This is a genomic window from Desulfocurvus sp. DL1XJH-121 (assembly GCF_054819825.1).
Genome location: NZ_JBTVWW010000010.1, coordinates 25,942 through 50,217 on the forward strand (window position 1 = coordinate 25,942; position 24,276 = coordinate 50,217).

The following is a 24,276-nucleotide window of genomic DNA, read 5'->3' on the forward strand; positions in this document are numbered from 1 at the left end:
TCGGCTATTCGCGTGATTTCTTCTTCAGAGCGATCATGCGCTTCTGGACCTCGAGGACCAGCTTGTCCAGTTTGGCCTCCTTGCGGTAGTCCACGCCCTCGAAGTTGCAGCCCACCAGGCCGTTGTCCAGGAGGCGCATGACCTTCACGGTCAGTTTGCTCAAAAAGACCTTCTTGCTGATCAAGAGGTCGAACTCGACGACCTGGCCTTCCTTGAAGCCCCGGGACTCGTCCATGAACGCCAAGCCCATGGCCGAGAGGTCGGCCACCGCGTAGGACTTGCCCTTGTCGGGCACATGGATGGTCAACCCCGGAATCTTGGCTCGAAAAGCCCGGCGCGGCGCGCCTTTTTCTTCCCCGCCGATTGAAAAGTCGAAATCTGAAGCACTCACGGCTACTTACTCACTCGTTTTTCAAGCACGATTTCAACCCGACGGTTCCGGGCCCGGTTCTCGTCGGTGTTGTTGGGGAACAGAGGTTCTAAATCAGCCAACCCGGTGGCTGTCAACCTCTTTTGATCCAGCCCCAGCTCCATGAGATAGCGCAGCACGTAGATGGCCCGGAGCGACGAAATCTCCCAGTTGTCCCTGAAGCGGCTCTTGGGCCCGGGGGGGACGTCGTCGCTGTAGCCCTTGATGTTGATGTGCTGGTCCACGGACCGGGACAGAAAATCCTTGAGCGTCTTGACCACGTGCTTGCCCTGGGGGGTAAGCTCCACTTGGCCGCTGGCGAAGAGCACGTCCCCGGGCAGGCGCAGGGTGATGGTGCCCTCGTCCAGCACCGCGCCCACCACGCCCTCCACGCCCTTGCGGGTGATGAAGGTGCGCACGTCGGAGAAGACCTTGCGCTGGGCCTCGATGAGCTGCTTCTGCATGCGCACCGTGTCCAGGATGGCGGCCTCCTCGCTCTTGACCCGCGCGGTCATGAGCTGGTCGTCCTTGCTGCCCAGGGCCTTCTTCACGGAGAGAAACGAATCCGTGAACTTCTTGGGGTCCAGGGTGGACATGGAGTAGAGCAGCACGAAGAACACGAGCAGCAGCATGGTCAAATCCGCGAAGGTGGTCAGCCACTCGTTGGATTCGACATCCGGCTGCTCCGTGTCCAGCGCCGAGTTGTGGAGATCGTCATCTGCCACTGGACTTGCGCTCCTTGGGAGGTTCGAAGGACGAAAGCTTCTCGTACACCAGACGCGGGTTGTTGTTCTCGAGGATGGATTTCGCGCCCTCGAAGATGATCTGCAGGTGCAGCTCCTCCATGGCGGTGCGCGCGCGCATCTTGCCCGCGAAGGGCAGGAACACGAGGTTGGCCATGATGGTGCCGTAGAAGGTGGTCAGGATGGCCACGGCCATGGCCGGGCCCAGGGACGCGGCGTCGTCCAGCTTGGAGAGCATCTGCACCAGACCGATGAGGGTGCCGATCATTCCGAAGGCCGGGGCGTAGCCCGCGAGCTTCTGGAAGACCTCCACGGAGATGTTGTGGCGCCGCCGCATGGTGGAAATCTCGATGGACAGGGTGTCGCGGATGAGCTGCGGGTCGGCGTTGTCGGCGATGAGCTGGCAGGCCTTCTTGAGGATGGGGTTCTCGGTCTGGATATTCTCCAGGGCGATGAGGCCCTCGCGCCGGGAAATCTCGGCGATGCGGACCATGATGTTGACCACGTCCTCGACCTTGCCCTTCTTCTTCATGAACATGGACAGGGCGCCCATGTGCGACTCCACCACGTCCCCCAGGGGGAAGGTCACGCAGATGGCCGCGAAGGTCCCGCCCACCACGATGAGCACGCCCGGGCCGTTCCAGAAAAGGGACAGTTCCCCGCCCATCATGATGGCGGCGACCACGAGCACGAAGCCGATGATGGAACCGAATAGAGTCGCTATATCCATGTGAAGAATCTCCGGTACCTAGCTTGGCGGCGTTGACACGACGGCGGATTGTGCCGACTATGTTTTCCGTCCGGGACGGGCCCGGGTTCGTGAAACCCTGTATAAACGTTATCAAAAATTAATGCAAAATCATACTGACGTCCTCACGGCCGCGCAGCACGTGCAAAAAAACCTGCGCCAGCCCCATGTTGCGGAAACCGGCATCGTCCTGGGCACCGGCCTGGGCGGCTGGGCCGAGGCCCTCGCGACGGTCCAGACCTTCGACTACGCCGACATTCCCGGATTCCCCCGCTCCACCGTTGAGAGCCACGCCGGTAAATTGACGGCGGCCCTGGTGGGGGACAAGCCCGTGTGGATCCAGAGCGGGCGCTTCCACCTCTACGAGGGCCGCGAACCCCACGAGGTCTGCATGGGCGTGCGCACCATGGCGGAACTCGGGGTCAAACGGCTGGTCATCACCAACGCGGCCGGGGCCCTCAACCCCCAGTTCGACGCCGGGGGGCTGATGGTCATCACGGACCATATCAACTTCACCGGGCGCTCCCCGCTCACGGGTCCCAACGAGGACGCCTGGGGCGACCGCTTCCCGGACATGAGCCGGGCCTACTCCCCTGCGCTGCGCGATCTGGCCCTGGACAAGGCCGGGGAGATAGGCCTGCGCCTGGAGCGTGGTATCTATATCGGCGTAACCGGCCCAAACCTTGAGACTCCGGCCGAAACTCGGGCCTTCAGGATTCTGGGGGCGGACGCCGTGGGCATGTCCACGGTGCTGGAGACCATCGCCGCCAGGCACATGGGCCTGGACGTCCTGGGCATCTCGTGCCTGACCAACAAGAACCTGCCGGACTGCATGGCCGAGACCTCCCTGGACGAGGTCATCGCCATGGCGGGCGCCAGCGCCGGCAAGCTCGCCGCCCTGCTGGACGCCGTCATCCGCGCCCTCTAACCCTTCGGCACATATCAAAAATCACGGCCGGGCCCCAAAACGGGACGCCCGGCCTTTCTTTTCTTGATCCACCCCGCCAGTGAGCAGGCTGTTCACAAATGTGCGGATGCAAGGCGCGAGTAAAAAACAAGACCGACGCGTACTCCCCGTACGCGAGGGTTTGCTTTTTGCGAAGCAACGCAGCAGACGTGCGTTTGTGGACAGCCTGCTAGGCTTGGGAGTGGGGATAGGGTTGGACGACATCATCGATATCCATGCGCTTGGCGCGGAAGCCGTCGGCCTCGATGACGTAGCGGATGAGCACGTTCTCGTCGTGGTCTATGACGTCGAGATTGCTCTCGTAGCCCTCGTCCATGGCTTCCATGACCAGGGTGATGACGTCCTCGACCTCGTCGTACGGACCGTCGTGCTCCACGACGATCCGGCCGTCCTCGTAGCTCACCTCGTCAAAATCCAGATGCTCTTCCAAGCTCTCGAATGCCTCGGGTGACACCCCGTCGAACAAGCCGAAGATCTTGACTCCCTTTCGCATCCTCAGGTCCTGCATGTTGCCCGGCTGGCGGCCGGGGTTGTCCGTGTCTTTCCCTTTCTAAAAACAACCCCCTGGCCTGTCGAGGGGAAATCGCCCAAAGCGCCGTATTTTTGGCGCGAGGCGCGCCCCCGGGGGCGCCGGGCCGGGCGCAAGCCCTTTGGAGCGAGGAAAACCAAGCGCTTTCCGGGCTTGGCAGGAAATTTGCTGTTCACGTGCGGCGAGGGCCGCCAAGCGGACGGCCCCGAACACACTGCCACGTGGACCAGCGTTACACAGGAGGATACCCATGCTTTCGCTGCTCAAGAAACCCGAACATGATTCGCCCCAGAAGGAAAAACTGCAAAGCGCCAAGGACCTGTTCACCAGCGGACAGTTCCCGGTGGTGACCACCAAGGACATGCCCGGCAAAACGGTGCGGCGCATCGTCGGCCTGGCGGCTTTCCGGGGCTACGACATGGAACAGGCCTTCTACGGCATGATCACCCGCGCCCTGTCCAACGGGGCCAACGCCATCGTGGGCTACCAGGAAAACGTGGCCTTCCACCCCGACGGCAGCAAGTACATTTCCTGCTACGGCACGGCCGTGCGCCAATCCGACGCCAAGTAGCGACGCCAGCCGCGCAGCGCAAGAATCATGGAAAAGGGTGCGCCTTCCCGGGGAAGGCGCACCCTCTTTCATTTTCCGACCAGCCCGCCCCAAGCAGGTCGTTCAAAAATAGCGCTTCGCTGAGATGCAAGGCGCAAAAAAAATCCAGGGCCGACGTGTATCCCAATACACAAGGGTCTGGATTTTTTTACAGCAGCGTAGCGACGCAGCAGATCGCTGTTTTTGGACGACCTGCTAGGGCGCGAGCTTGTTTTCCAGCAATTCCATATACAACGCCAGCGATCCGGCGGCGGTGAGGTCCTCGCCGTCCAGGACCATCTGCTCCAGGATCACGCTGTCGATGTCGTGCTCCTGGACCTCGAAGGACTTGACCCGCAGCAGGAACGAGGCCTCGGCGATGGCCGCGTCGCCCATGACCAGGCGCAGGGCGTCCAGGCGGAACCGCCCGGAGCCGAGGTAGGCCAGCCGCTTGGCCTGGCAGCGGGGCTTCAGATAGGCTTCGAGATCGGCCATGGTCATGTCCCTGGCGGCCGTGCGCAGGGCGTCCCTGTCCAGCCCCCTGCCGGACAGGCGGATGATGGCCAGGCGCATGTCCCGGGCGTCCTTGAGCACGAACATCTTCGCGCCCAGGGCCTGCCTCGGATCGGTCTTGACGGGCTCGGCCGCCGCTTTCTTCGGGGCCCTGCTCGAGACACAGCCCCCAGCCAGGGCCAGGACCAGCCCCAGGACCACCAACCGCAACACGACTCTACACATAACCACCCTCCGGATATGACGCTTCACGGCATGCATACACGCCTTGCGCGCGTTGCGCCAGGGGTACGATGCGCGGCCTTTGCCATCTCCGGGCTCCGCTGCTAGCCTGCATGCCCACACCCCGCAACCGCGAAAAGGAACCGCCTCATGCGCACACGCTGCCCCTGGGCCCGGCACGAGCTGGAGATCGCCTACCACGACACGGAATGGGGCGCGCCCGAGCACGACGACGCGCGGCTGTTCGAATTCCTGATCCTGGAGGGCGCGCAGGCCGGGCTGTCCTGGCTGACCATCCTCAAGCGCCGCGAGGGCTACCGCGCGGCCCTGGACGGCTTCGACGCCGAGGCCGTGGCCCGCTACGACGAACGCCGCCTGGCCGAGCTGGCGCGGGATGCGCGCATCATCCGCAACCGCCTCAAGATCGCCTCCACGGTGCAGAACGCCCGCGCCTTCCTGGCCGCGCGGGACAGATACGGCTCCTTCGACGCCTATGTCTGGCGCTTCGCGGACGGCGCGCCCAGGGTCAACGCCTGGCGAACCAGCCAGGACGTCCCCGCCTCCACCCCCGAGGCCGAAGCCATGAGCAAGGCCCTGAAAAAAGACGGCTTCACCTTCGTGGGCCCGACCATCTGCTACGCCTTCATGCAGGCCGTGGGCATGGTGAACGACCACCTGGTGGACTGCTTCCGCCACGCCGAACTGTCCTAGGGGCGGGCGGCATTTCCCCGCCGACGATCCATGCCGGGGCCTTCGGCCGCCGCGCGCGTCCCTTCTTCCCTTCCCGTCAGCCCGCCCGCCATGCTATGCTGGCTCCACTCTCCCCTCTCAACCACATGGAGGCGGCAATGATCGAAGGGCTGTACGGGGTCCAGTACAGGGCACAGGACGAATCCTTCTTCACGACCATCGTCATCAAGAACGGAAAGCTCTACGGCGGCGACCACAGCTACTACTACTATGGATCGTACTGTGTCACGGAGGATACGCTCATGGCCGTGGTCTATGAAAAGCGCTGGACCGACGTCCGGGAAAGCCTGTTCGGCCCCGTGGACGAGGCCGTGCTCCTGTTCAGGGGCAAGATCCATGGCGAGGACTTCTCGGGCACAGGCGAATCCGAAGCCCATCCCGGGGTCACGATCCATCTGACCGGCAAGAAGCTGGCGGATCTCGACGGGTTCTAGAGCACGGCCAGGGCTCTTCCGACCTGAAAAGCTCCTGGTTGCACCCTTTCACACTCCATCCACAAGGGCTCCTATCGCCTTCCCCGGACTTGCGTCCTTCGGCCGGCCGCCGCGCAGCCCCCTCCAGAATAGAGACAAGCCTCAACCCGACTCTTCGAGACGTACAGGAAAAGGCACGACAGTGCGCTAGCTGGCAAAAATTGGCTATTGACAGGGAGTTGCGCCGAGCAGCTAACCCTGCGCAAAGAATGCGCCTATGGCTATTCTTGTATAGACGTTGACGCAGTATTTCATTTTATATAAAAGGCGTGGCACACATAATTTGGAGCCAGGATGAAGCGCATCATTAAACATGTTTGGAAAATCAAATGGGCACTCGGGTTATGGCTCCTTGCTGGCTTCGTTGTAAACCTCCCTTCGCACTTCTACAACCCGAACACACCGGCCGTTGCAGAAATAATATTCACAGAATACCCTAGTCTTCATGCATGGCTTACGGGCCATCCCGTTTGGGCTGTTTTAGGTAGTTCCACTATCGCTTTCATCCTAAGCGGCCTATCACTTTTTCCTTTAAAATCAGCATATTGCTCTGGTATACCCCTCCAAGACGACGGTCTTCTCGCATTCCTTGATGTCATCGAGCGGCCAGTCTCGGCAAAGCTTGATCGGTTTTGCGAAATAGCAAAAAAACTCTCCGCCACCAACGGTCACCCAAAGGGACCAGAATTCGGTGCCAAAGTTTTCCTTGAAATAACGCAACCAGAATCGCAAATAAGGGAAATAGCTCAATCTATTTTCCTGTTTTTTAGGGCCTTAGACCAGGCAAACACAAAATTAAAAGTTGCTATTTTTTACATTAAAGATAAGAAAGTTCTCGATCAGCCAATCGCCTACGCTCCAAGCGACTCGTACCCCACGACTCCGATCGATAAGCTCAACGGTCCCGGCACCCCCATTGCAAAGGCGATCAAAACCAAAAAATTGGTCATTGTGCCGGACACCTCAAAAACGAAACAGGGCATCAATTTTTACCGAGAACCCGACGATACGCGACGTGGCTCAATGATTTGTTACCCGGTTGTTATCCCCCATCTCCGGGAAGTCCGTCTCGCCATCTGTGTATATGCTCCCGAAAGCCCGGGATATTTCAAAGATCGAACATGGGCCAAGCAATATTACACATTTGTCTTTGACAAAATGCAGCGCCGTCTTATATTGGAGCATAGCTTGCACATGATGCGCAAAAGGGTCGAAAGAAGCATGGAGGCAACATGAATTCCAAGACTGAATGCGTTAATGAGCGAGGCTCTTGGATGACAAATGGTGAGGAGCCGATGGATCGCAAGACACTTGAAAAACAGGCGGAAGAGATTCGCGAACGAATCAAGAGGAGTAAGACCCTCCTAAGCAAGACGTCTTTCCGCAACGGGGGAGAACCCCGCAAACAAGTGAGCTAAGGGCCCGGATATCCGGGCTCTTCTCTTTCAAGAAATCCAACCAGTCTGTCCTTCCACCACGCCGTCACTTCCTCGGACAGGGCGCGTAATTATCGTTCGGCCCTTCCTACTAGACGAGCAACCTTTACTCCCACACCAGCTTCAAGCCTCATTTCGCCCCACGCCGCCCCCCCACACATACTCGTGTAACAACCAATCAACACTCTTAATTCACATAACCTTTGCACGCGATAACACCGCCACCTCATCTCAAATTACGCAACAACCTTGCGCCAATGGCTAGGCTAGAGCCACAACGTCAGGCAGCAAACAAAAGGGCTTCCCGCTCAGTCGACACTGATGCGAAAAGCCCTTTAATTCCATGTGGTGCCGGAGGGGAGAATCGAACTCCCACACCCATACAGGCGGCAGATTTTGAGGCCACCTGTAAAACATCTAAACAATGATTACAGGCACTTCGACAACTTCAAAACACGTCAAACAGCGTGAACAAGGGGAGTTGCAAGGGGAGTCAAAGGGGAGCCTGACTTCGCACAAGGATATTAACCGTCCCAGTATCAAACCGGGGTTCGCCCCTCCCTACTCCACCACCTACCCGGCCCGCTCCACGCGCAGGGCCACGGCCTGGGCCTCCAGGCTGGCCAACATGGCCACGTCTTCGGCGTTTGGAGTCGTTCCCGCCTGCTCAGCGGCCAGCACGGCGCGCAGGGGGCGCACGGCTGCCAAGTCAAGGGCCGCGAGCTGCGCGTCGATTGCCCCCAGGACGGCCGCGTCCATGGCCGCCTGGTCGTCCACCCAAGCCCCGGCCGCTGCGTCCCAGATCTGCTGTTCGCCAGGCGCGGTGTCGGTGATCTCGCCGGGCAGCGGGCCCAGGTCCTCGATGGTCACGGCTTCGCCCGTGGCAGTGCTGTAGTACGTCTCGCCCCGGTGATCCTCCACTTGAACCCAGGCCCCGGACACGTAGCAACGGGCGTACCCGGCCACGGCCTCGGGCGGGGCCTCGGTGGTGGCGTTCGCCGGGGTCAGATACACATCCTGCCCCTGGGCCACGCTCTCTTTGGGGTCCAGGCGCGCCGCACTCTCTCCCAGGTATTCGCCGCTGTCCGGATCGTAATTGTAAATCTGCATGCGCGCCTCCTAGTATTTGATGATGGCCATGAGCGCCACGTTTTTAGGGCGGGCCTCGGTGCCACCGCTGCTGCCAGTGGCGCCGCTCGACACGGACACGGTGTAATATCCCGGCGTCCCCCCGTATTGGTTCCCGATAATCGTACCGGCGGACACGTTGGTGCAGGTGTGGGCGTGAGAAAGGTTCTGGTCGCTCTGGCTGCTGCCCAACGCGCGCCCCGAATCCACACCTGCGCCGTTGTCCCAGCCACGCACGAACTGACCGCGCTGGTCAGGCAGGTTGAAAGTGGTGCTACCGTCGCCCGAGCCATGGATCTCGCCGATGGCTGCGAACAGGTCCGCGTAAGTGGTGCGCGACACGGCCGCTCCATCGCATTCCAGCCAGCCCTCCGGCGGCGAGTGCGCGCCGAACCAGGCCACGCATCCCGAGGGCACGGATGGCATCACTCCCCACGCACCGCTGCCCAGGAGTGCCTTGCCCGCGTCTCCGGCAGCGGGAGCGGGCACCAGCCCGCGCGCCCCACCCGCGCCCGCGTCCCCCTGCATGTCCGCGACAAGCCCCGGGTCCAGGAGCCCCCCCGCGTCCAGCACGGGCACGTTGCCCGCCGCCACGCCCGTGTCCGCCACCGCCGCCGTTCCCAGGCCCAGCTTAGCCCGCGCGGCTGCCCCGCCAGCGTACTCCAGCCCATCGCCATCCCCATTGACCGTGAGGAAAGCATTTGCCGCGCCCGTCGCCGGCAGTGCCACCGCTGCTGCCGCCGCTTCGGCCGCCTCTTGAGCCTCCTGCGCCGCGAGCACGGCGGCAGCTAGGCCCACGGCCGCCGCCTCGGCCGCCACCTGCGCGGCCTCGGCTTCGCTCACTGCCGAGTCCAGATCCTCGACCCCCTCCTCCACATCACCGAGGCGCATGGAGATGTCCTGGGCAATGCGCGTCAGTTTGTCGTGTCCTTCGCCCACCTTCGTGGGGTCCACGCTGGAGAGCCCCCCCCAGTTGCGCGTCTGGCTAAGGGCCGTCTCGCGCCAGATGACGAGGTTCAGACCTTCCTCCAAGGGGTCCCCGGCCAGGGTCAGGGTCCCGGAGGCCCCGTCCCCGCCCGTGAGGCTGAAATCCGTGTCCGGCACCAGGGCCACGTCCTCGGCTCCGCCCGTGATCTTGGCTTTGACCTCCTCTTCGCCGCCCCAGGGCCAGGAGATGGGGAATTCCGTTGTGGCGCCGTTGCCCGGATAGCTGGTGCGCGGCGTGGTTTCGGTAATCATGGGGCCCTACCTCCGTCGTTTGGGGTTGGTCATGATGAGGTTGAAAGGGTTGTTGCTGTCCAGGCCGTCGCGCGCGGTCTTGAGCACCTTGGCCACGGGCAGGCCAGAGGAATAGGACAGGGCCTCGCCCAGGGCCCAGAACGTACGTTCGTCCACCTCGCCCCGCGCCGCGTCGAAGCCCTTGCGCGCCGCCGTCCAGAGGATGTCCACCCCCCGGCTGGCCGGGCTCTCCATGAGCCCGCGGTTGTACTGCACCGCGCCCAGGACCTGGTTCAGGATGGGATAGCCTGCCACCTGATAGCCCAGCATCTCCAGCAGCAAATCCTTGGGCTCGGGCGGTTCGCCCGTGCGCAGCAAGGAAAGCATCAGCGACATGACCATGGGCGGCAGCAGCCACTCGTAGGCCACGTGCCGCATCATGCGCCGGGTGCTGACCTTGCCCTGGCGCCAGCCGCCCAGATAGAACCGCTGGCGCTGCCCCCACTTGAGGGTGAAGGTCATGAACATGCTGAACAGGCGGTAGATGCCGTGCCCGCGCTGCCACGCGGCCAAGTCCACGGCGTCGGCGCTGGGCTGTGTGTCGCGCACGATGCGGTCAGCGTAGGCCACGGCCTCGTCCGGGGCCATGCCCTCGGCCACGGCCTTGGCGTGTGCCCCGGCCCAGATGGGATAGACCGTGGCCGAGTCCATCATGCGGATGAGCACGAAGGAGAAGTCCTGCACATCGCGCCAGCCGTACTCCTTGCCCTTGATCCACACGGAGCGCTTGTCCACCTGGCTGCGCATGAGCGCGGCCTGAATCTCGCGGTCCCAGGCCGAGGAGCGCTGGGCCATGTACACCGAGAGTTCGTTGACCTGGGCCACCATCTCGCCACGGCGCGCGGCGACCATGCCCACGCCCGCGAGCATGGGCCCCCAGCCCATCTCCGTGGCCGCGCCGAACAGGGAGAACGGCTGCTTAAGGGCTACCGAGGTATTGAGTCCGAGAATGGCGATGGTGGCCAGCCTGCGGTGCTGCTCCACGAGTTGGTGGAACTGCCCCACCGGGGGCTTTTCGCGCCTGGCGATGTGCTTGAGCCAGGGCCTTATCTGCGCGTAGGCCTCCACGCCGAACACGCGCTTAAACTCGTCCGCCCAGGCCGCCTCGCGCGTGATACGGTCCACGTCCTTCAGGACCGGCGCATGCGTGGCGTAGTGCAGCACGTCGCCCAGGTGCTGGGAGATGACGCCCAGGTCCAGGCGCGGGGGAAGGCTGGTGCCCACACGCTCGTTCACGAAGCCCGAGCGCGCCGAGGGGGTCTGGAACTGCCCCTCCCCGTCCAGCCAGTCCTCCACCTCCTGCCAGGTCTTCACGCTGTCCGCGAAGCGCCCGTCGAAGACCAGGGGATAGTACCCGCCCATCAAGGCCACTCCCGAGCCCGACGGAGCCAGGAAGGGCCGCGCCTCCACCTTCTTCATGGGCACGCCCGTCATCTTCTTGTACGTGGCGTCCAGCACGGGATAGGCCGAATTGATGAGGTCCCAGGTGGCCTGGATCACGCGCCAATCCTCGTCCGTGAGGGGCTGGCACAGCTTGCGGACCTTTTCCCAGCCAAGGCGCACCTTCACGTCCTGGACGCGGCGCTTGGTCTCCTCGGGATTCATGCGCATCTGCTTGGCCTGCTTGAGCACCTGGTCCAGGGTCTCCTGTTCCACCAGGCCGTAGCCGTCCACCAAGGCCAGGAGGTTGCCGTTGTTGCCGCAGTTGAGCGCCGCGGCGAAGACCATTTCCATAGTCCAGGCCTCGATGCCGTGCTCCCGCATGGCCTTGGTCACGGGCACGCCCAGGTCCAGACGCTTGGACTCCTCGGCCAGCCGGCGCGAGAAGTGGTCCAAGAGCGGCTGCAACTCCACGCCGAACCGCGCCCAGAGGCGCTTTTCCTCGTTCAACGCCTCGATTATCCAGCCCGCCATCTCCTCGTTGGGCCCCATGGCACCGTCCGGGCCCTGGTTGCTCCAGCCGTCGGCCATTTTCAGCATGTAGAGCTGATTGGAAATCTCGGGCAGCCACTTGCGGCCCGGAGCCGTGAGGGTGCGCATGACGCTGCCCTTGGCCCAGACCTTCTTGTCCCCGAGACCGTGCATGGCCTCGGCCTGCCTGGCCGCGCGCTCACTGATGCGCATGCCGTCCTTGGACAGGGCCTCGTCCGCGGCCATGCGGCCCCGCACGACCAAATGGCGCACCAGGCGGTCCGCGTCGCGCAGATCCCCGAGGGTGAATGTCTTGCTGTAGTCCCCGGCGCGCTGCTCGCCCAGCAGCCAGTCCGGGAAATCCGGGCGCACGTCCATGACCCCGCCCCCGCCCGGGGCCAGGAACCGGAACAGCGGGGACCGCCCGTCCGGATCGTTGGGCCGCATGGTGGGCGAGCCCAGGCCGTAGCGCTCCAGCACGCCCAGGATCTGCTCGCGGTAGGCGTTGGTCAGGCGCTTGCCCCGGGCCAGGCGCTTCATGCGCCGCAGGATATCTGGAATCTCGGTGCGCACCTTATAGCGCACGGCCAGCAAGGCCTCGATGCGCCGCAGGTTCTCGTTGGCCGCAAAGGCGTCCGCGTAGCGGTTCTCGCGCTGCGCCCGGATGGCGGCCACGCGGTTGCGCTTGGCGTCGGCCAGGAGCTTTGCCACGTCCCGGGCCTCGGACAGGGACGCCTGCGCGGTTTGCGACTCGGCCCAGGAGCGCAGCGCTCGGGCCTGCATGGCCCTGCCCTTGCCGTTCCCGGCCATGCGAGCCAGGGCCTCGGACTCCAGCTCCAGCAGCCGCGCGTAGTCTTCGCCGCCGAGCTGCGCCTGCGGGTCCGCCTGGCCGTCCCAGGCCGCCTCTCTCGCGCGCAGGGTCTCCTCCACAATCTGCGCCCGGGACTTGGTGTTGAAAATGTCCTGCATCATGTCGTCGGCGGTCTCGTACCCGGCCTCCACGGCGGCCATGTCCAGGGGCAGGCCGTCGTCACGCAACAGAGGCGGCACAGTGCGCGGCAGCTTCTCCACGTCCTCGATGCCGTAGCGCACCAGGAAATCGGCCTTGTTCAGGCCGGGGCCGATCATGGCCCGGTTGCCCCAGCCCCCGGCCTCAGTGCGATACCAGCCCGTGGCGTCCATGATCTCCTGCGGGCTGCGCCCTGCGGCCTCCATCTCCACGGCCTTGGCCTTGGGCGTGCGCGGCCCCTCGCCGCGCGACAGCCAGCGCACAGTGCGGATGCCCTGGCGCTCGTCCACCTCGGTCTCTATCTCCTCGCGCCAGGCGCGCAGGCGGGCGTTCCGGTCCCGGTTCTTCTCGCGCTCCAGGCGGGCGGCGGCCTTGGCCTGGGCTTCGGCGGCCAGGCGACGATACTCCGCCGCGTCGACCTCGCTCATGCCCACTTCCTCCAGGCCGTCCATCATGCGCACCATCCCGCGCACCCGGGCTGCCGCCTCGATCTGCTCCTCCGTGGCCAGCATGCGCTCCATGACCCGGCGCACCTCGTCGTCCAGGTTCACGCTGAGCCCCCGCACCGAGCGGTAGATGCGCACCAGCCAGGCCCGGAAGCGGGCGAACGCGCCGTCCAGTTCCAGGGACGGGGCCTTGCCCTCGCGCAGCCAGGCCTCGAAGCCGCGCGCGAACATTTCATGGAACCGGGCCAGCACGGCCGCATCCACGGCATCCTTGGAGGCGAACCCGGAGAGCCCCCTGGCCAGCCCGGCCACATAGTCCGCCCCGCCGCGCTCCCCGAGCGCCTGGGAAATCTCCGCGTCCCCGCGCAACTCCACCACCACCTGGGCTGCGTTCCGCTCGAACCAGGCCTTGATGTCCTCGAACTCCTGCTCCTCCACCCCCTGCGCCGCGCTCTCGGCTAGGTCCTCCAGGAACACATGCCCGTTCTCGTGCAACAGGCTGGAAAGGTTCGCCCCGTTGAAAGTGCGCACAACGGTCTCGGCCTGGCGGAAGAGGACTTCGGCCCGGTCTCCCTGGGAGAAGACATAAGGATTTCCGTCGGCGTCCTTGACACGCGCCAGCATGGCTCGTATCGTAATTGTGCTCCCCTCGGGTCCGGCTCCTCGTCCTCTTTTGGATGTCGCCGCCGTGGGGAGTTTTCCTTTAGGCAGCAGGTCGTAGACCTCCACCCCGTCAATCTGGGGCGTTGTTCCCTTCCTCTCGAAAGCCGTTATCCGCAGCAGGGATGTTTTCCCGCCCGTGCGCACGGGAACGTAGAGCCAATGCACCGTCTCCACGTCCGGCTTGCCGTCGGTTTTGCGGTTGGGGAAGCTCTCGATGAGCACCGTTGCGTCCAGCACCTTGTCCAGGGCGGCCAAGGCCTTGCGCCGCGCCGTGTCCTGGCGCGGGCGGCCCTGGCGGCTGGACCAGAACGGATGCTGCTTGTCCCTGGTCTTGCGGCCCCGCAATCGGGCTGTCCAGCGCCCGCGGGTGCGGGTTTCGATCTCCAGGGGCGCTCCCTCCCACTGCGCCGCCCAGGCCTTGCCCTGCGGGCCGCCGATGGTCACGGGCGCAACGTCCGAGAGGTCCACGACGCGCATCTCCATGTCCGGGTCCACGTCGGCGTTTGCCGGTTGCGCGTAGCGCTGCGCGGGAACATAGGATTCCCCATACGCATCCTTGACTCCATCCAACAGGGTGCGTATCTTTATCATAGTCATGCCCGCCGAGGGCCCAGGGATAGCCTCCGGGCGTGCCTGGGAGGTACCGGCGGGCATGGTCTTGTCCACGGCTGCGGAATAGAAGCGCTTCACGTCCACGGCTTCCACGCGGCTCCCCCCGCTCCTCGACTCCTTCACAGTCACCCGCACGGCGTGCAGGTCGTCACCGATGCGCACAGGCGCGTAGAAGCGGTGGATGTCCCCGATCCCGAACTGGTCCTTGCGGTCCGCGTGGGTTTCGATCAGCACGGCATGCCGCAGGATGTCCCGCAAATGCGGCAGCACTTCCAGCCGCCCCAGCATGGTTTCCGTGGACTCCCCCGCGTGGCCGCCGGTCCGTCCCACGGCGTGGTCCACCCCGCTTTTGGTAACCTCGATGTCCCAGCCCGTGTGCTCGTTGCGCACGGGGCGCGGCTGGCCGTCCGCGTCCTTGTCCAGGATGGCGTCCACGATTTCCCGGGGAAAGCGCTTGCGCAGCACCAGGGGGTTCTGCCCCTGGAACCGGGGCTCGGCCTCGATGACGCGCATCTCCATGTCCGGGTCCAGGCCGGGATTCATGGGCTGCGCGTATCGCTGCGCCCCCCCCTCGCCCTCCATGGTCCAGCGCATGGCCCCGCGCACCGTGGCGATGATCTCCTCATCCGTGAGCGCCAGGTCCAGGCCCATGTCCCGGGCCAGATCCCGCAGGAAGGCCAGGAAGGCGTCCCAGGCGGAGCGGTCTGCGGCGTTCAGGTCCTCGCCCAGGTCCAGGCGCTCTGCGATGCGCGCCAGGCGCTCCTCCGCCGCGATGCGCCGATGCTCGGGCTTGGAGAAGTCCAGGCCGTACTCGTCCCGGTAGATTTGAAAGCTCTCCTCCCCACCGTGCTCGAACACGCGGTCCAGGAACCCGTCCAGCCGACGCGAGGCCAGCACGGCCCGCTCGCCGCCCGCCTCCACGCCGAAGAATCCGGGCAGGCCACGGTGTAGCCCCTGCTCGTGCCGCCACTGGCTCTGTGCTTCCTCGGGCGTGGCCAGATGTTCCGCGGCCAGCCAGACCACGCCCTGGTCCACGCCGCCGCGCAGGGGTCCGTCCCCCTGCTGGTGCGCCGCGCGCAGGGCCTCGGGCAGTTCCGCCTCCGTGTCCACCACGCGCAGGGGCAGCGCGTTGACCGCCGTGGTCTGGAATGGCGCCACGGCCGCCCAAACCCCCTTGACCTGGTCGCTCGCGCTGGTTATGTTTTCTGGTACAGAGGAAGTGATCTGGATGTCGTCTCCGCCTTGCGGAGCTTGGGCACGCCGGGGCAGCCGCCGGTCACCAGACACTTCCTTTGCTTTCCTCCTGGCCCAGGCCTCAATTTCATTTTTCCCGCCCTTGAACGCCGTGACCACAAAAGCGCGGTTTTTGGCCTGCTCCAGCACCACGGCGTGGCCCTGCCCCTGGTCATACGAGACATACACCTTTCGCTTTGGTTTACGCCCCGTGATAACCTCGTCGGCCCCGGCCACCACGTCCCCGATCCGCTCCCAATCCGCATATTCGGGATGCCCCTTGCTGATGTGCCGCACGGCGCTGGCCGACAGGCCTATCTCCTCGCCCTGGGGCGTCGTGCCCACAGGCACCCAAGAGTCCTTTGCGCCCGGTTCTTCCAAGGCCCGAGCCACGAAATCGCCCAAAGACAAGTCGTTGCGATACATGGCCGCCTGGGCATACCCGCCTTCCGGGGCTGCCCCGCGCTCAAAACGCAGGTTCTTGCGCGCAAACCAATCCGCCGCCGTGCCCCCGCTCTTGCGTGCCCAGGTATTGGCCCGGTGCTCGTAGAGCGCGGCGTGGAGCGCGGCCTGCTCGGGCGTGTAGCCCATGGCCTGAATCTGGTCCCGGATCTGCCGCACGGCCTCGGGCGCGGCCATGCGCTTCTCTTCCTCCTGGTAGCGCTGCTGCAGCAGAGCCTGGGCCTCGCGCGCGTCCGCAGCCTCCTCGTCCAGGCTGCCCTCGGACCAATCCCCGGGCTCGCGGCGCATGATGGGGCGCAACTCCTGGAGCACGTCGTCGGACGTGAGATGCGTCACCACCTGCCCCACGGGCAGACGCACGGTGCCGCCGGTGATGCGCGCCTCGGCCCATTCGTTCCAGTCCACGCCGTAGTCCTCTATCCAGGCCTCCGCATCCGTTCCGGCGGCCTGAGCAAAACGCTGCACGGCCTCGGCGGGCACGTAGACGTGGCTGAACCCTTCCTCGGCGCTCACCCGGTCCACAAAGTCCGCAAACCGCGCATCGTCGCGCGTGGCCAGCTTGGACAGCCCGGCCAACTCCTTGAGGCGTTCCAGATGCACGGCCAGATCGGCGGCCTTGGCGCGCTCAATGGAGGTCTGCGCCGCCGCGTTGACGCCGCCGGTCAGTCCGCCGAAGGGCATGGCCACCAGGCCCTCGTAGATGCCTTGAGCCGTGAACTCGCCAAAACGGTTGAAGAACTCGTCCACCTGCTCCTGCGGGGTCTGGCCCTTCTGTTGGGCAAGGCCCCAAATCTCGCTCGCCGCCTCGGGATACTTCTGCAGCCACTCGGTGAAAAACTCCGTGCCGCCACCCTCCAACAAGCCACGAAACACACGGCCCACGCCCGCGCCGGGCTTCCAGACCTTGAGGGCCCGGCCGATACCGATCTGCTCCAGGGGCGCTTGCAAGGAGGCGTTGGCCAGGGAGGCGTGAAAGGCCCGCACCGGGTCCACGCCCCGGGACGTAAGGTCCAGGTACTGGCCGCCCCCGATCTGCGCGCCCATGAAGGCCATGCCCGCCACGTGTCCGGCGGCGGTGGTGGTCAAGATTTGCGAGATAATCTGCGGAGCCGTGCGCACCACGTCGTCCCAGTAGCCCGCCAAGCCCTCGCGCGTGGGGAAGTCCAGGCGCTCCAGCTTCTCGTCCGCCACGCCCTCTGCGGCCCAGTCGCTCACCGCCCGCAGGTCCTCGGGCCCCAGGGCGAAGGTCTTGGCCAGGTCGCTCATGCCCTCGCGCCTTGCGATCTCCTTTTCCCGCGCCTCGGGGCTCAATCCGGCCAGGGCCCGGCGGTCCATCTCGCGGAAATAATCCGCCAAGCCCTTCACGGAACCCAACAGATTGCGGGCCACGTCCTTGGCCCCCTCCTCCAGGTCGTGCAGGGTGTAGGGCAAGGGAGCCTGCCGAATCTCTCCCTCCACGGCCCGCAGGTTGGACAGGTCGTCCCGGGCCACGGCCATGTTCTCGGGCCGCGCGGCCCACTCCATGAGCCCCGGCGCTTCGGCCTGCAGCACGTCGAAGTCCGCGCCCAGGTCTGCGCGCATGCGCAACTCGTGCAGGTCCATGGTCCGCGCCGTCACAGCGTCCAGGCCCATTTGCCGCGCGAGTTTTGAGCGCTCGGCCACCTCGTCGGGGTTGGCGTCCCGGGTCAGGGACCAGGCGTTGCGCACGTCCAGGCCGGGCACGGGTACGAACTCCAACCCGGCCCCGGCGATCTGCCCGGGCTCCACAACCTGATAATCCCCGGCCGCCATGGCCTGCCGAATGCTTTCCGGCGTGGGCTTATTCATGGCCGCCTCCCGCGCCGGTCTTGATCTGCACCCGGCTTCCGTCCGGACGCTGGGCGAAGGTCTTGCCGTTTTGCACCCACCAGAAGAACCGCCCCTCCTCGTCCCAGCGCACCTCGGTGCCCACGCTCCGGCCCAGGTCCTCGGCCTGGAAATCGCGCATGCTCTTGCCCGTCTTGAACGGCGCGGCCACCTCGCCCACGCCGAAGAACCAAGAGCCCTCCACCTCGGGCCGCATGATCTTGCGTCCCATGTCCAGAATCTCGTTCTGGTCCGGTGCCCGGCCCTTGTCCTCCTTGAACTGCCGCAGCCAGGTGTTCAGGCTCTCCAGATACCGCGCCTTGGGCGTGGTTTCGACCTCGGTTCCGTCCAGCAGCGTGTAGGTCTCGCGGTTCTTTTCGTCCGCTTCGGGGAACTCGGCCAGCAAAACCTCCTTGGCCCAGCCAAGAGAGGGCGAAGTCTTCTGATCCTGCCAGGCCGCGATGAGCTTGCCCTTGCCCTCCTTGGTGAGGCGCCCGGCCCGGTACTCGGCCCAGATGTAGCTGTCATCCACGTTGCCGTCCCCGGCGATGATGCGGCGCTCCAGGCCGTAGGCGTGATAATCCATGGCCTTGGCCTGGTCGTCGGCTCCGCCCTTGACCATGGCCATGAGATGTTCCTTCTGCGCGGGGGTGAAGTCCGAAGCGCGGATTTCGGGGATGGTCAGGGGCTTGTCCGCCTTGCCTTGGGCCGTGTCCACGGCGCGATCCCAGGCGTCGTCGTAGGCCGCCGTCTGGCGCTCGCTCTTGATCCGTTCGTCCAGGGCGTGGACGCGCTCCACTTCCTGCACCACCTCGTCGCGCACGTCCTTGTCCTGGATGCCGCGCGCGGCTTCGAGCTGATCCACGTAGGCCAGGCCCTTCACCCCGGCCAACCCGGCGTCCACGGCCTCGGAATGCCTGCGCTTGTCCAGGGCCCCGCGCAGGCTCTCGTGCTGCTCGGGCGAGAGGTCCTGATACTCCGCCATGTCCAGGCCCTCGTAGTCCCCGTGTTCGGCGATGCGCATGGCCCGGCCGTAGCGCGCGGCGTCCTCGAAGGCATCCAGGCGTTTCAAGGCCTCTGCATTGCCCGCAAAGCGCCGCGCCCCGTCCAGGGCGTCCCGGAAGTCCGCCCCGGCCTGCGCGGCGGCCTCGTCCGAGGGCGCGTTCACGTACTGGTTCAGGTAATGCTCCGTGTCCTCGTCCAGTTGCGCCAGGGTCATGTCCCGCTCCCGCGCAAACACATCCTTGCTGAACTGGTTGCGGTAACGAATGGTGGAGAACTCCAGTTCCAGCCCCACGTCCTCGCGCAGCTCCGGGTCCTGCACGCGCGAGAGCACGCGGTTGCGCGCTGCGGCCGCGCCCTCCTCCCAGCGCTGCTCTGCGGTCTCGAAGTCCTGGTCGGCCATGAACTGCTGATCCAGGGCCGAGAACTCCCGGGCCATCTCCACGCGGGCATGGGCGAGGTCGCGTTTGTTGCGCGCGGCCCGGCGCTCCAGGGCGAAGGTCGTGAGCATGTCGCTGACCTTGCCCAGGGTCTGCCCGGTGTTCTGCAACGCCTGGGCCTGAATCGTGAAGTCCGGAGCCGAACCGATGCGCATGGTCTCCCCCTAGTGCCAGTTGCCGGAGAGCAAAGCCCCGCCGCCCGTGGAGCTGGAAACGGGAATGTAGCTACTCGCGCCCGGCATCATTCCGTAGCCTATGAGCGTGCTCATCCCGCCCTGGAGCAGGGTGTTGAACACCGCCGACGTGCGCGACCTCTTCAGGTTGCTGGCCTGCGCCGCGAAGGCGTTGGCCTGATTGGTGTAGCTGGTGGCGTTCACCGCGCTCTGATAGCGGATGTTCTGGGCATTGACCTTGCCCTGGCGCTCGATGGCCGCCAGAGTCATGGCGTCGTCCGCCGCCGCGCTGGACAGTGCCTCCAGTGGAGAACCGAAATCCGCGGCCATGCCCGATGAGGCGAAGGCCAAACGCTTTTTTGCCGCCGCCTGGCGCTGATCCTTGGCCTTCACGGATTTCTCGTAGGCGGCATCCTCCAGGGCCATGTTGGCCTGATACTCGCCCCAGGCCGTGGTCTGCGCCGCGTTGGTCCGCGCCACCTCCTCGGAATACTCGGCCATCTTGGCCTGTTGGGATATCTCCTGATACTTGCCGATGGCCGATATGCCCGTACTCACCCCGCCCAGAATCAGCGCCGCAGTCGCCATTTCCATCAGACAACCCTCCCGAACAGGCAGTAGTCCCGGCCGTTCAACCACTTGCGCATGACGGCCTCATGCTCGAATCCCAGCACCCGCGCCCATTTCCTTCCGGCCTTGAAATCCGCCTCGACCACGGCGTTGATGCGCGCCACCCGTTTGTCCGCCTGCACCCGGTCCAGGAACCGGCGCACCTTGCGGGACAGTTCCACCTTCACGCGCCAAGCCCTGTCCATGTCCACCACGGCCCAGGCCTCGCCCGTGCAGGCCACGGCCCCCGGGTTCCAGATCCACACCCCGCCCACGATCACGGGCGCGCCGTCCAACAGCCCGGCCCAGGCCGGGCCGTGTGCCACGGCCATGTCCACCAGGGCCTTGAGCGACACCTCCCCCAGGGCCGCGAAGGCCACCCGGGCGTAGGGCCCGGCGTTGACGGCCTCCAGGTCCCCGGGCCGCAGGGCGCGGACCATGATACGCCTCACGCCACGTCCCCTATCTCGGGCACCAGGCTGATGACGGTCAGCGGCAGGGGGGCCGTCTGGCGGACGGTGACAATGGCGTCGGAATCCCATCCCCCGGCCACTGTCAGGGACTTGTCCCCGGTGAACAAGGGCGGTGCGCCGGCGGGCGCGGGCACCGGCCACTGGTAGATGTCGTTCCAGGACGAGGGCTCCTCGCCGTCTCCGATCTGCCCGCCCACGCTGTGCAGTACGCGCACGGACACGGCCGTGACGCGCTTGCGCTTGGACTGCAGCGTGCCGGTCTGGGTCTGCACCTCAAGGCGCATGGGCCTCAGAATGCTTTCGTGCGCGTAGCCCACGTGGACGATGCCCGCGGCGTCGTCCAGGGTGATGGACCCGCCGGACACGGTCTTGTCCGTCTGCACGGCCCCGTCGGCCAGGACCTGCACGGTCTCGCCTTCCAGATGGTCCAGGCCCGTGAGGGTGGACACCATCTTCCAGACCTCGCCCCGGCTGTCCTCACCGATGCGCAGGGAAAACGCCCCGTAGGCCGTGCCGTCCTCGCCGTCCAGGGTGAAGCTGGTTGCGTCCACCACGGTGACGGTGAAGGTCCGGCGGTTCAGTTCGGTCATGCCCTCGCAATCGCGGATGAGCACCTCGTCCCCGGTGCTCAGGCCGTGGGCTTCGGCCGTGGTGATTTGCACGGGGCTGGCTTGCGTTGCCGCCGCGATGGCGCCCACGGGCTCCGTGGACAGCCCGCAATCCAGCATGAAGGCGTCCGCCGCGTCGTACTCGTCCGTACCGTCAAAGGCCTCGGCCAGCCGCTCCACGTAGCGCACCACCGCGCCGTTCACTCGCCGCGCCACCAGAAGCCAGACCTGCGTGTATCCATCCCCGGGCACGCAGCAGACGCTCTCCACCTTGGCGTCCCCGCCCAGGACGTGGCGATGCCAGGCCAGAATCTTCTCATCGGGCAGATACGTGCATCCCAGGAGCTCCCCGCCAGCCGTGACGCACCAGAGAATGCCGTCCGGCTCCGGCGCGTAGGCCATCTCCACCACCCCGTCCATGAACAGGTGCTCGGCCAGCACCGAGGCCTCGGGAGACAGGTACTTGTAGTACACGGCGTCATAGGTGAGCTGGCGAATCTTCTTGCCCGTGTTGGACACGTAGAGGGTGCGCGATGCGGCCTGCACCACGTCCAACTCGCCGCTGCCGTAGGAGGAATGCCGCTTCGGCCGCAAAACCTCGGTGGCGTCGATGGCTCCCTCCGTCTCCGACATGAGGGCGAATTCCCCCGCGTTGGTGCCGACGAACAGGTTCTCCTCCTCCACCATCCACTTGATGCTCGACACCTGCTTGCTGTTGATCTTGTGGCTGATACCGTCGTCGGCCTCGGCCGGGCTGGTGAAGGCGAAGTTCTCGAACTGCGCGGGCACGCTGCCGAACAGTTCCCGCCCCCGGGCCATGAGGAAGCGTTCCCCGAACCACCCCAGGGCCTCGGGATAGCCGTAGGCTTCGCAAAAGGCCCCCAGGCGCCACTCGTTGGTGGAAAAGTCGGCCTTGGCCAGGCTCACGGAATTGATGGCGTCCGCGTCCCCGGCCGTGGCGTTGGCGTTGTCCAGGCGCAGGTACACGTCCTCGCCCGAGGGCGTGAACTCCCAGGTGTACGTCCCGGCGGCGGTCATGGTCTTGACGCCCAGGTATCCCGTCGCCCCGCTGGAGCTGCCCGCGTAGGCCCGCACCTCCGTGCCCACCACGGCCACGTCCACGGTCAGGCGGTACGTGACGCCGGACTCCACCTCGGCATGGAACTCTCCGGCGGCGTAGCCTCCCGAGGCGTCGCGGTTGAGCATCAGGTACTTGTTGGCCGCGTCGTGGCTGATGCTGGACGGCGAGGTGGATTTCTCCTCCCATCCCGTAAGCCCAACCTCGAACTCCGGGTCCGTGATGTATTCCAGGCCCAGGGCCTCCTCGATGTCCACGGTGGCGTTCTGTGCGTCGGCCACGGCGGTGATGGTGCCCCAGCCCCAGTTGATCTCGTCCACGTCGTCGGGATTCACGTAGCCCAGTCGCACGGGCGCCCCTTCATGGCCGGCCTCGAACAGGTCAGCCGAGGCCGCGAGGCTCACGCCCGTGCCCGTGCGGTTCCCCGGGGTCAGGACAATGGCGTCGTCCCCGTACTCCTTGGTCCTCCAGGGCCCGTCCACAAAGAGCATGGACGCCAGGGTCCAGTCCGCGTGCCCCGAGCGGGTCAGCACATAGGGCGCCACTCCCTTGCATACGAAATACACCACGTCCCCGATCTGGCCCCAGCGCAGGTTGGGCAGCAGATCCTCGCCCCAGGGGCTGGCCAACTCATGGATTGCGTCCGCGGCATCCAGGACAAGCCCGTCGCCCCAGTAGAACCGCAGATACTCGTCCCCGGCCTCGATGACGTAGCTCTCGCCCGCCGTGGCGTTGAAGTCGAAGGGGATGAGCCGCGCTGCCGTGGCCGCGTTCTTGGCCGCGTGGATGAAGCGCGACCCCGGGCTGCAGTAGGCCCCGCCCTGCGGCATGATGATGAAGTTCAGGCACTCCCTGCAGCCGGAGTAGTACTTCTCGAAGTCCGTGCGGCCGTCCAGCTTCCGGGACAGGATGCCCGCCCCGAAGCTGTTGATCATGGGCGTCAATCCTGCCACGCGCTCTCTCCCCTGGCCTGCGCGAAATGGTTGGGCCGCACGGGCTTCTGGTGCCCGCCGGTCTGCGCGTCCACGGTTTTGGCCGTGCGCAGGGCCGTGAGGTACTTGGCCTCCACCTCTGCGGTCTTCTTGCCCGCCTTCGGGGCCACCACAACGGCCACGCGCAAGGCCAGGGCCGCGCGGAAGGTGGCGGGCATATCGTTGAAGTCGGACACCACCCGGGTGTAGGACAGGCTCCTGCGCCGCTCGTTGGTGTAGAGCTTGCCTCCCCGGATTTCATAGTACGGCCTGGGCTCCGTGCCGTAGACCAGATCACGCGGGGCCGCGCAGTCCGTGGGCAGGGTGTAGACGTAGCGCCACTCGTCGTCCGTGTCCCCGGATTCGGCCAGGGTGGCCGTGCGCCCGGCGAAGTTCCAGGGGTGCTCCTCCAGAAGCGCCAACAACTCCTCGTCCATTTCCCCATCAACGAGGATGGACAAGGTGTTCTGGTTCTCGGCCGTGACCCGATCCTCGCCCAGATGCACCAGGGCCTTGTTGATGACGCTCACGCGCGTGACCTCGGCCATATCCTCCTCCAGTCACGGGCGGGAGCGTGCGGCCCCCGCCCGGACGATCATTCGGTCTTGCCGCTGCCCAGGGCCTCGGCGATGGCCGCGGTCAAAGCGGCCGCGTCCCAGTCCTCCTGCCACTGGATGCCCAGTTCGTCGGCGTCCTTGCGCAGGGCCTCCAGATCCTTGTTGCTGGCCTTGGCCTTCTTGGCCTGGTCTTTCTTCCTGGTGGCATTCTTGGCCGGGGTCTCGGCGGCCTCCTCGGCCTCGTCCTCCACGGCCACGGCCCAGGGCGGCAGCTTCAGGTCCTCGGGCCAGTCCACGACCTCGCCCTTCTTCTTGGTCCGCTTGCCCGTGGGCAGGAAATGCAGCGCCGCGTCCTTGGCGAGTTTCACCTTCATGGCTGTTTCCTCCGTTCATGGGCGG

Annotated in this window: 20 protein-coding genes; 6 read left to right on the forward strand and 14 right to left on the reverse strand. The window is 65.4% G+C overall.

The genetic code is table 11. The features are described 5' to 3' along the window. Positions 1-4: 4 nt before the first annotated feature. From ACYYG1_RS08655 to ACYYG1_RS08665, 3 genes are read right to left on the reverse strand one after another with little or no spacing between them, the layout of a single operon-like run. Positions 5-391: a PilZ domain-containing protein gene (locus tag ACYYG1_RS08655; protein WP_461209901.1), complete on the reverse strand. Its 387-nt coding sequence runs from the start codon at positions 389-391 to the stop codon at positions 5-7. A gap of 2 nt (positions 392-393) precedes the next feature. After that, positions 394-1,134: an OmpA/MotB family protein gene (locus tag ACYYG1_RS08660; protein WP_461209902.1), complete on the reverse strand. Its 741-nt coding sequence runs from the start codon at positions 1,132-1,134 to the stop codon at positions 394-396. Next, positions 1,124-1,882 (reverse strand): motility protein A, encoded by a 759-nt coding sequence (locus tag ACYYG1_RS08665; RefSeq protein ID WP_461209903.1) that lies wholly within the window; start codon positions 1,880-1,882, stop codon positions 1,124-1,126. The genes ACYYG1_RS08660 and ACYYG1_RS08665 overlap by 11 nt, the downstream gene beginning before the upstream one ends. Positions 1,883-2,003: 121 nt before the next feature. Here ACYYG1_RS08665 and ACYYG1_RS08670 point away from each other — a divergent pair, with 121 nt between their 5' ends. Then, positions 2,004-2,828: a purine-nucleoside phosphorylase gene (locus ACYYG1_RS08670; RefSeq protein ID WP_461209904.1), complete on the forward strand. Its 825-nt coding sequence runs from the start codon at positions 2,004-2,006 to the stop codon at positions 2,826-2,828. Positions 2,829-3,036: 208 nt separating this feature from the next. On the opposite strand, the gene ACYYG1_RS08675 is transcribed toward ACYYG1_RS08670, so the two are convergent. Continuing rightward, positions 3,037-3,360, reverse strand: a complete 324-nt coding sequence (locus ACYYG1_RS08675; protein WP_461209905.1) for a hypothetical protein — start codon at positions 3,358-3,360, stop codon at positions 3,037-3,039. Between the two features lie 286 nt (positions 3,361-3,646). Between ACYYG1_RS08675 and ACYYG1_RS08680 the strand changes: the two genes are divergently transcribed. Next, positions 3,647-3,967 (forward strand): heavy metal-binding domain-containing protein, encoded by a 321-nt coding sequence (locus tag ACYYG1_RS08680; RefSeq protein WP_461209906.1) that lies wholly within the window; start codon positions 3,647-3,649, stop codon positions 3,965-3,967. 234 nt (positions 3,968-4,201) lie between these two features. Here ACYYG1_RS08680 and ACYYG1_RS08685 read toward each other — a convergent pair whose 3' ends face one another. After that, positions 4,202-4,723 carry a hypothetical protein gene (locus ACYYG1_RS08685; RefSeq protein ID WP_461209907.1) on the reverse strand — a complete coding sequence of 174 codons (522 nt, stop codon included), beginning with the start codon at positions 4,721-4,723 and terminating at the stop codon, positions 4,202-4,204. 147 nt (positions 4,724-4,870) lie between these two features. Here ACYYG1_RS08685 and ACYYG1_RS08690 point away from each other — a divergent pair, with 147 nt between their 5' ends. From ACYYG1_RS08690 to ACYYG1_RS08705, 4 genes are all read left to right on the forward strand, one after another. Next, entirely contained in the window at positions 4,871-5,431 is a 561-nt protein-coding gene (locus tag ACYYG1_RS08690) for a DNA-3-methyladenine glycosylase I (protein ID WP_461209908.1), read from the forward strand. A gap of 137 nt (positions 5,432-5,568) precedes the next feature. Then, positions 5,569-5,904, forward strand: coding sequence for a hypothetical protein (locus ACYYG1_RS08695; RefSeq protein ID WP_461209909.1), 336 nt, complete (start codon positions 5,569-5,571; stop codon positions 5,902-5,904). Positions 5,905-6,237: 333 nt separating this feature from the next. Then, entirely contained in the window at positions 6,238-7,179 is a 942-nt protein-coding gene (locus tag ACYYG1_RS08700; RefSeq protein ID WP_461209910.1) for a hypothetical protein, read from the forward strand. After that, positions 7,176-7,361, forward strand: a complete 186-nt coding sequence (locus ACYYG1_RS08705; RefSeq protein WP_461209911.1) for a hypothetical protein — start codon at positions 7,176-7,178, stop codon at positions 7,359-7,361. Before ACYYG1_RS08700 ends, ACYYG1_RS08705 begins: the two co-directional genes overlap by 4 nt. A 591-nt stretch (positions 7,362-7,952) precedes the next feature. On the opposite strand, the gene ACYYG1_RS08710 is transcribed toward ACYYG1_RS08705, so the two are convergent. The 9 genes from ACYYG1_RS08710 to ACYYG1_RS08750 are packed head-to-tail and all read right to left on the reverse strand — an operon-like array spanning position 7,953 to position 24,251. Then, entirely contained in the window at positions 7,953-8,489 is a 537-nt protein-coding gene (locus tag ACYYG1_RS08710; protein WP_461209912.1) for a hypothetical protein, read from the reverse strand. A gap of 9 nt (positions 8,490-8,498) precedes the next feature. Then, positions 8,499-9,746 carry a phage tail protein gene (locus tag ACYYG1_RS08715; RefSeq protein ID WP_461209913.1) on the reverse strand — a complete coding sequence of 416 codons (1,248 nt, stop codon included), beginning with the start codon at positions 9,744-9,746 and terminating at the stop codon, positions 8,499-8,501. A 6-nt stretch (positions 9,747-9,752) separates the two neighbouring features. Continuing rightward, positions 9,753-17,948, reverse strand: a complete 8,196-nt coding sequence (locus ACYYG1_RS08720; protein ID WP_461209914.1) for an LPD3 domain-containing protein — start codon at positions 17,946-17,948, stop codon at positions 9,753-9,755. Continuing rightward, positions 17,941-19,563, reverse strand: coding sequence for a hypothetical protein (locus ACYYG1_RS08725; RefSeq protein WP_461209915.1), 1,623 nt, complete (start codon positions 19,561-19,563; stop codon positions 17,941-17,943). The genes ACYYG1_RS08720 and ACYYG1_RS08725 overlap by 8 nt, the downstream gene beginning before the upstream one ends. Before the next feature lie 9 nt (positions 19,564-19,572). Next, entirely contained in the window at positions 19,573-20,175 is a 603-nt protein-coding gene (locus ACYYG1_RS08730; RefSeq protein WP_461209916.1) for a hypothetical protein, read from the reverse strand. Continuing rightward, entirely contained in the window at positions 20,175-20,642 is a 468-nt protein-coding gene (locus ACYYG1_RS08735) for a hypothetical protein (protein ID WP_461209917.1), read from the reverse strand. Before ACYYG1_RS08735 ends, ACYYG1_RS08730 begins: the two co-directional genes overlap by 1 nt. Then, positions 20,639-23,302 (reverse strand): ubiquitin-activating E1 FCCH domain-containing protein, encoded by a 2,664-nt coding sequence (locus ACYYG1_RS08740; protein WP_461209918.1) that lies wholly within the window; start codon positions 23,300-23,302, stop codon positions 20,639-20,641. Before ACYYG1_RS08740 ends, ACYYG1_RS08735 begins: the two co-directional genes overlap by 4 nt. Then, positions 23,290-23,868: a phage connector family protein gene (locus ACYYG1_RS08745; RefSeq protein ID WP_461209919.1), complete on the reverse strand. Its 579-nt coding sequence runs from the start codon at positions 23,866-23,868 to the stop codon at positions 23,290-23,292. Before ACYYG1_RS08745 ends, ACYYG1_RS08740 begins: the two co-directional genes overlap by 13 nt. A gap of 47 nt (positions 23,869-23,915) precedes the next feature. After that, complete coding sequence (locus ACYYG1_RS08750) at positions 23,916-24,251, reverse strand: hypothetical protein (protein WP_461209920.1); 336 nt, start codon at positions 24,249-24,251, stop codon at positions 23,916-23,918. Between the last annotated feature and the right edge of the window lie 25 nt (positions 24,252-24,276).

Excerpts from the sequence above, each read along its gene's own strand:
- ACYYG1_RS08750 (WP_461209920.1), bottom strand. The coding sequence starts at position 24,251 with ATGAAGGTGAAACTCGCCAAGGACGCGGCGCTGCATTTCCTGCCCACG.
- ACYYG1_RS08700 (WP_461209910.1), top strand. The coding sequence starts at position 6,238 with ATGAAGCGCATCATTAAACATGTTTGGAAAATCAAATGGGCACTCGGG.
- ACYYG1_RS08690 (WP_461209908.1), top strand. The coding sequence starts at position 4,871 with ATGCGCACACGCTGCCCCTGGGCCCGGCACGAGCTGGAGATCGCCTAC.
- ACYYG1_RS08730 (WP_461209916.1), bottom strand. The coding sequence starts at position 20,175 with ATGGAAATGGCGACTGCGGCGCTGATTCTGGGCGGGGTGAGTACGGGC.
- ACYYG1_RS08710 (WP_461209912.1), bottom strand. The coding sequence starts at position 8,489 with ATGCAGATTTACAATTACGATCCGGACAGCGGCGAATACCTGGGAGAG.
- ACYYG1_RS08670 (WP_461209904.1), top strand. The coding sequence starts at position 2,004 with ATGCAAAATCATACTGACGTCCTCACGGCCGCGCAGCACGTGCAAAAA.
- ACYYG1_RS08725 (WP_461209915.1), bottom strand. The coding sequence starts at position 19,563 with ATGCGCATCGGTTCGGCTCCGGACTTCACGATTCAGGCCCAGGCGTTG.
- ACYYG1_RS08705 (WP_461209911.1), top strand. The coding sequence starts at position 7,176 with ATGAATTCCAAGACTGAATGCGTTAATGAGCGAGGCTCTTGGATGACA.
- ACYYG1_RS08675 (WP_461209905.1), bottom strand. The coding sequence starts at position 3,360 with ATGCGAAAGGGAGTCAAGATCTTCGGCTTGTTCGACGGGGTGTCACCC.
- ACYYG1_RS08715 (WP_461209913.1), bottom strand. The coding sequence starts at position 9,746 with ATGATTACCGAAACCACGCCGCGCACCAGCTATCCGGGCAACGGCGCC.
- ACYYG1_RS08695 (WP_461209909.1), top strand. The coding sequence starts at position 5,569 with ATGATCGAAGGGCTGTACGGGGTCCAGTACAGGGCACAGGACGAATCC.
- ACYYG1_RS08745 (WP_461209919.1), bottom strand. The coding sequence starts at position 23,868 with ATGGCCGAGGTCACGCGCGTGAGCGTCATCAACAAGGCCCTGGTGCAT.
- ACYYG1_RS08665 (WP_461209903.1), bottom strand. The coding sequence starts at position 1,882 with ATGGATATAGCGACTCTATTCGGTTCCATCATCGGCTTCGTGCTCGTG.
- ACYYG1_RS08685 (WP_461209907.1), bottom strand. The coding sequence starts at position 4,723 with ATGTGTAGAGTCGTGTTGCGGTTGGTGGTCCTGGGGCTGGTCCTGGCC.
- ACYYG1_RS08720 (WP_461209914.1), bottom strand. The coding sequence starts at position 17,948 with ATGAATAAGCCCACGCCGGAAAGCATTCGGCAGGCCATGGCGGCCGGG.
- ACYYG1_RS08680 (WP_461209906.1), top strand. The coding sequence starts at position 3,647 with ATGCTTTCGCTGCTCAAGAAACCCGAACATGATTCGCCCCAGAAGGAA.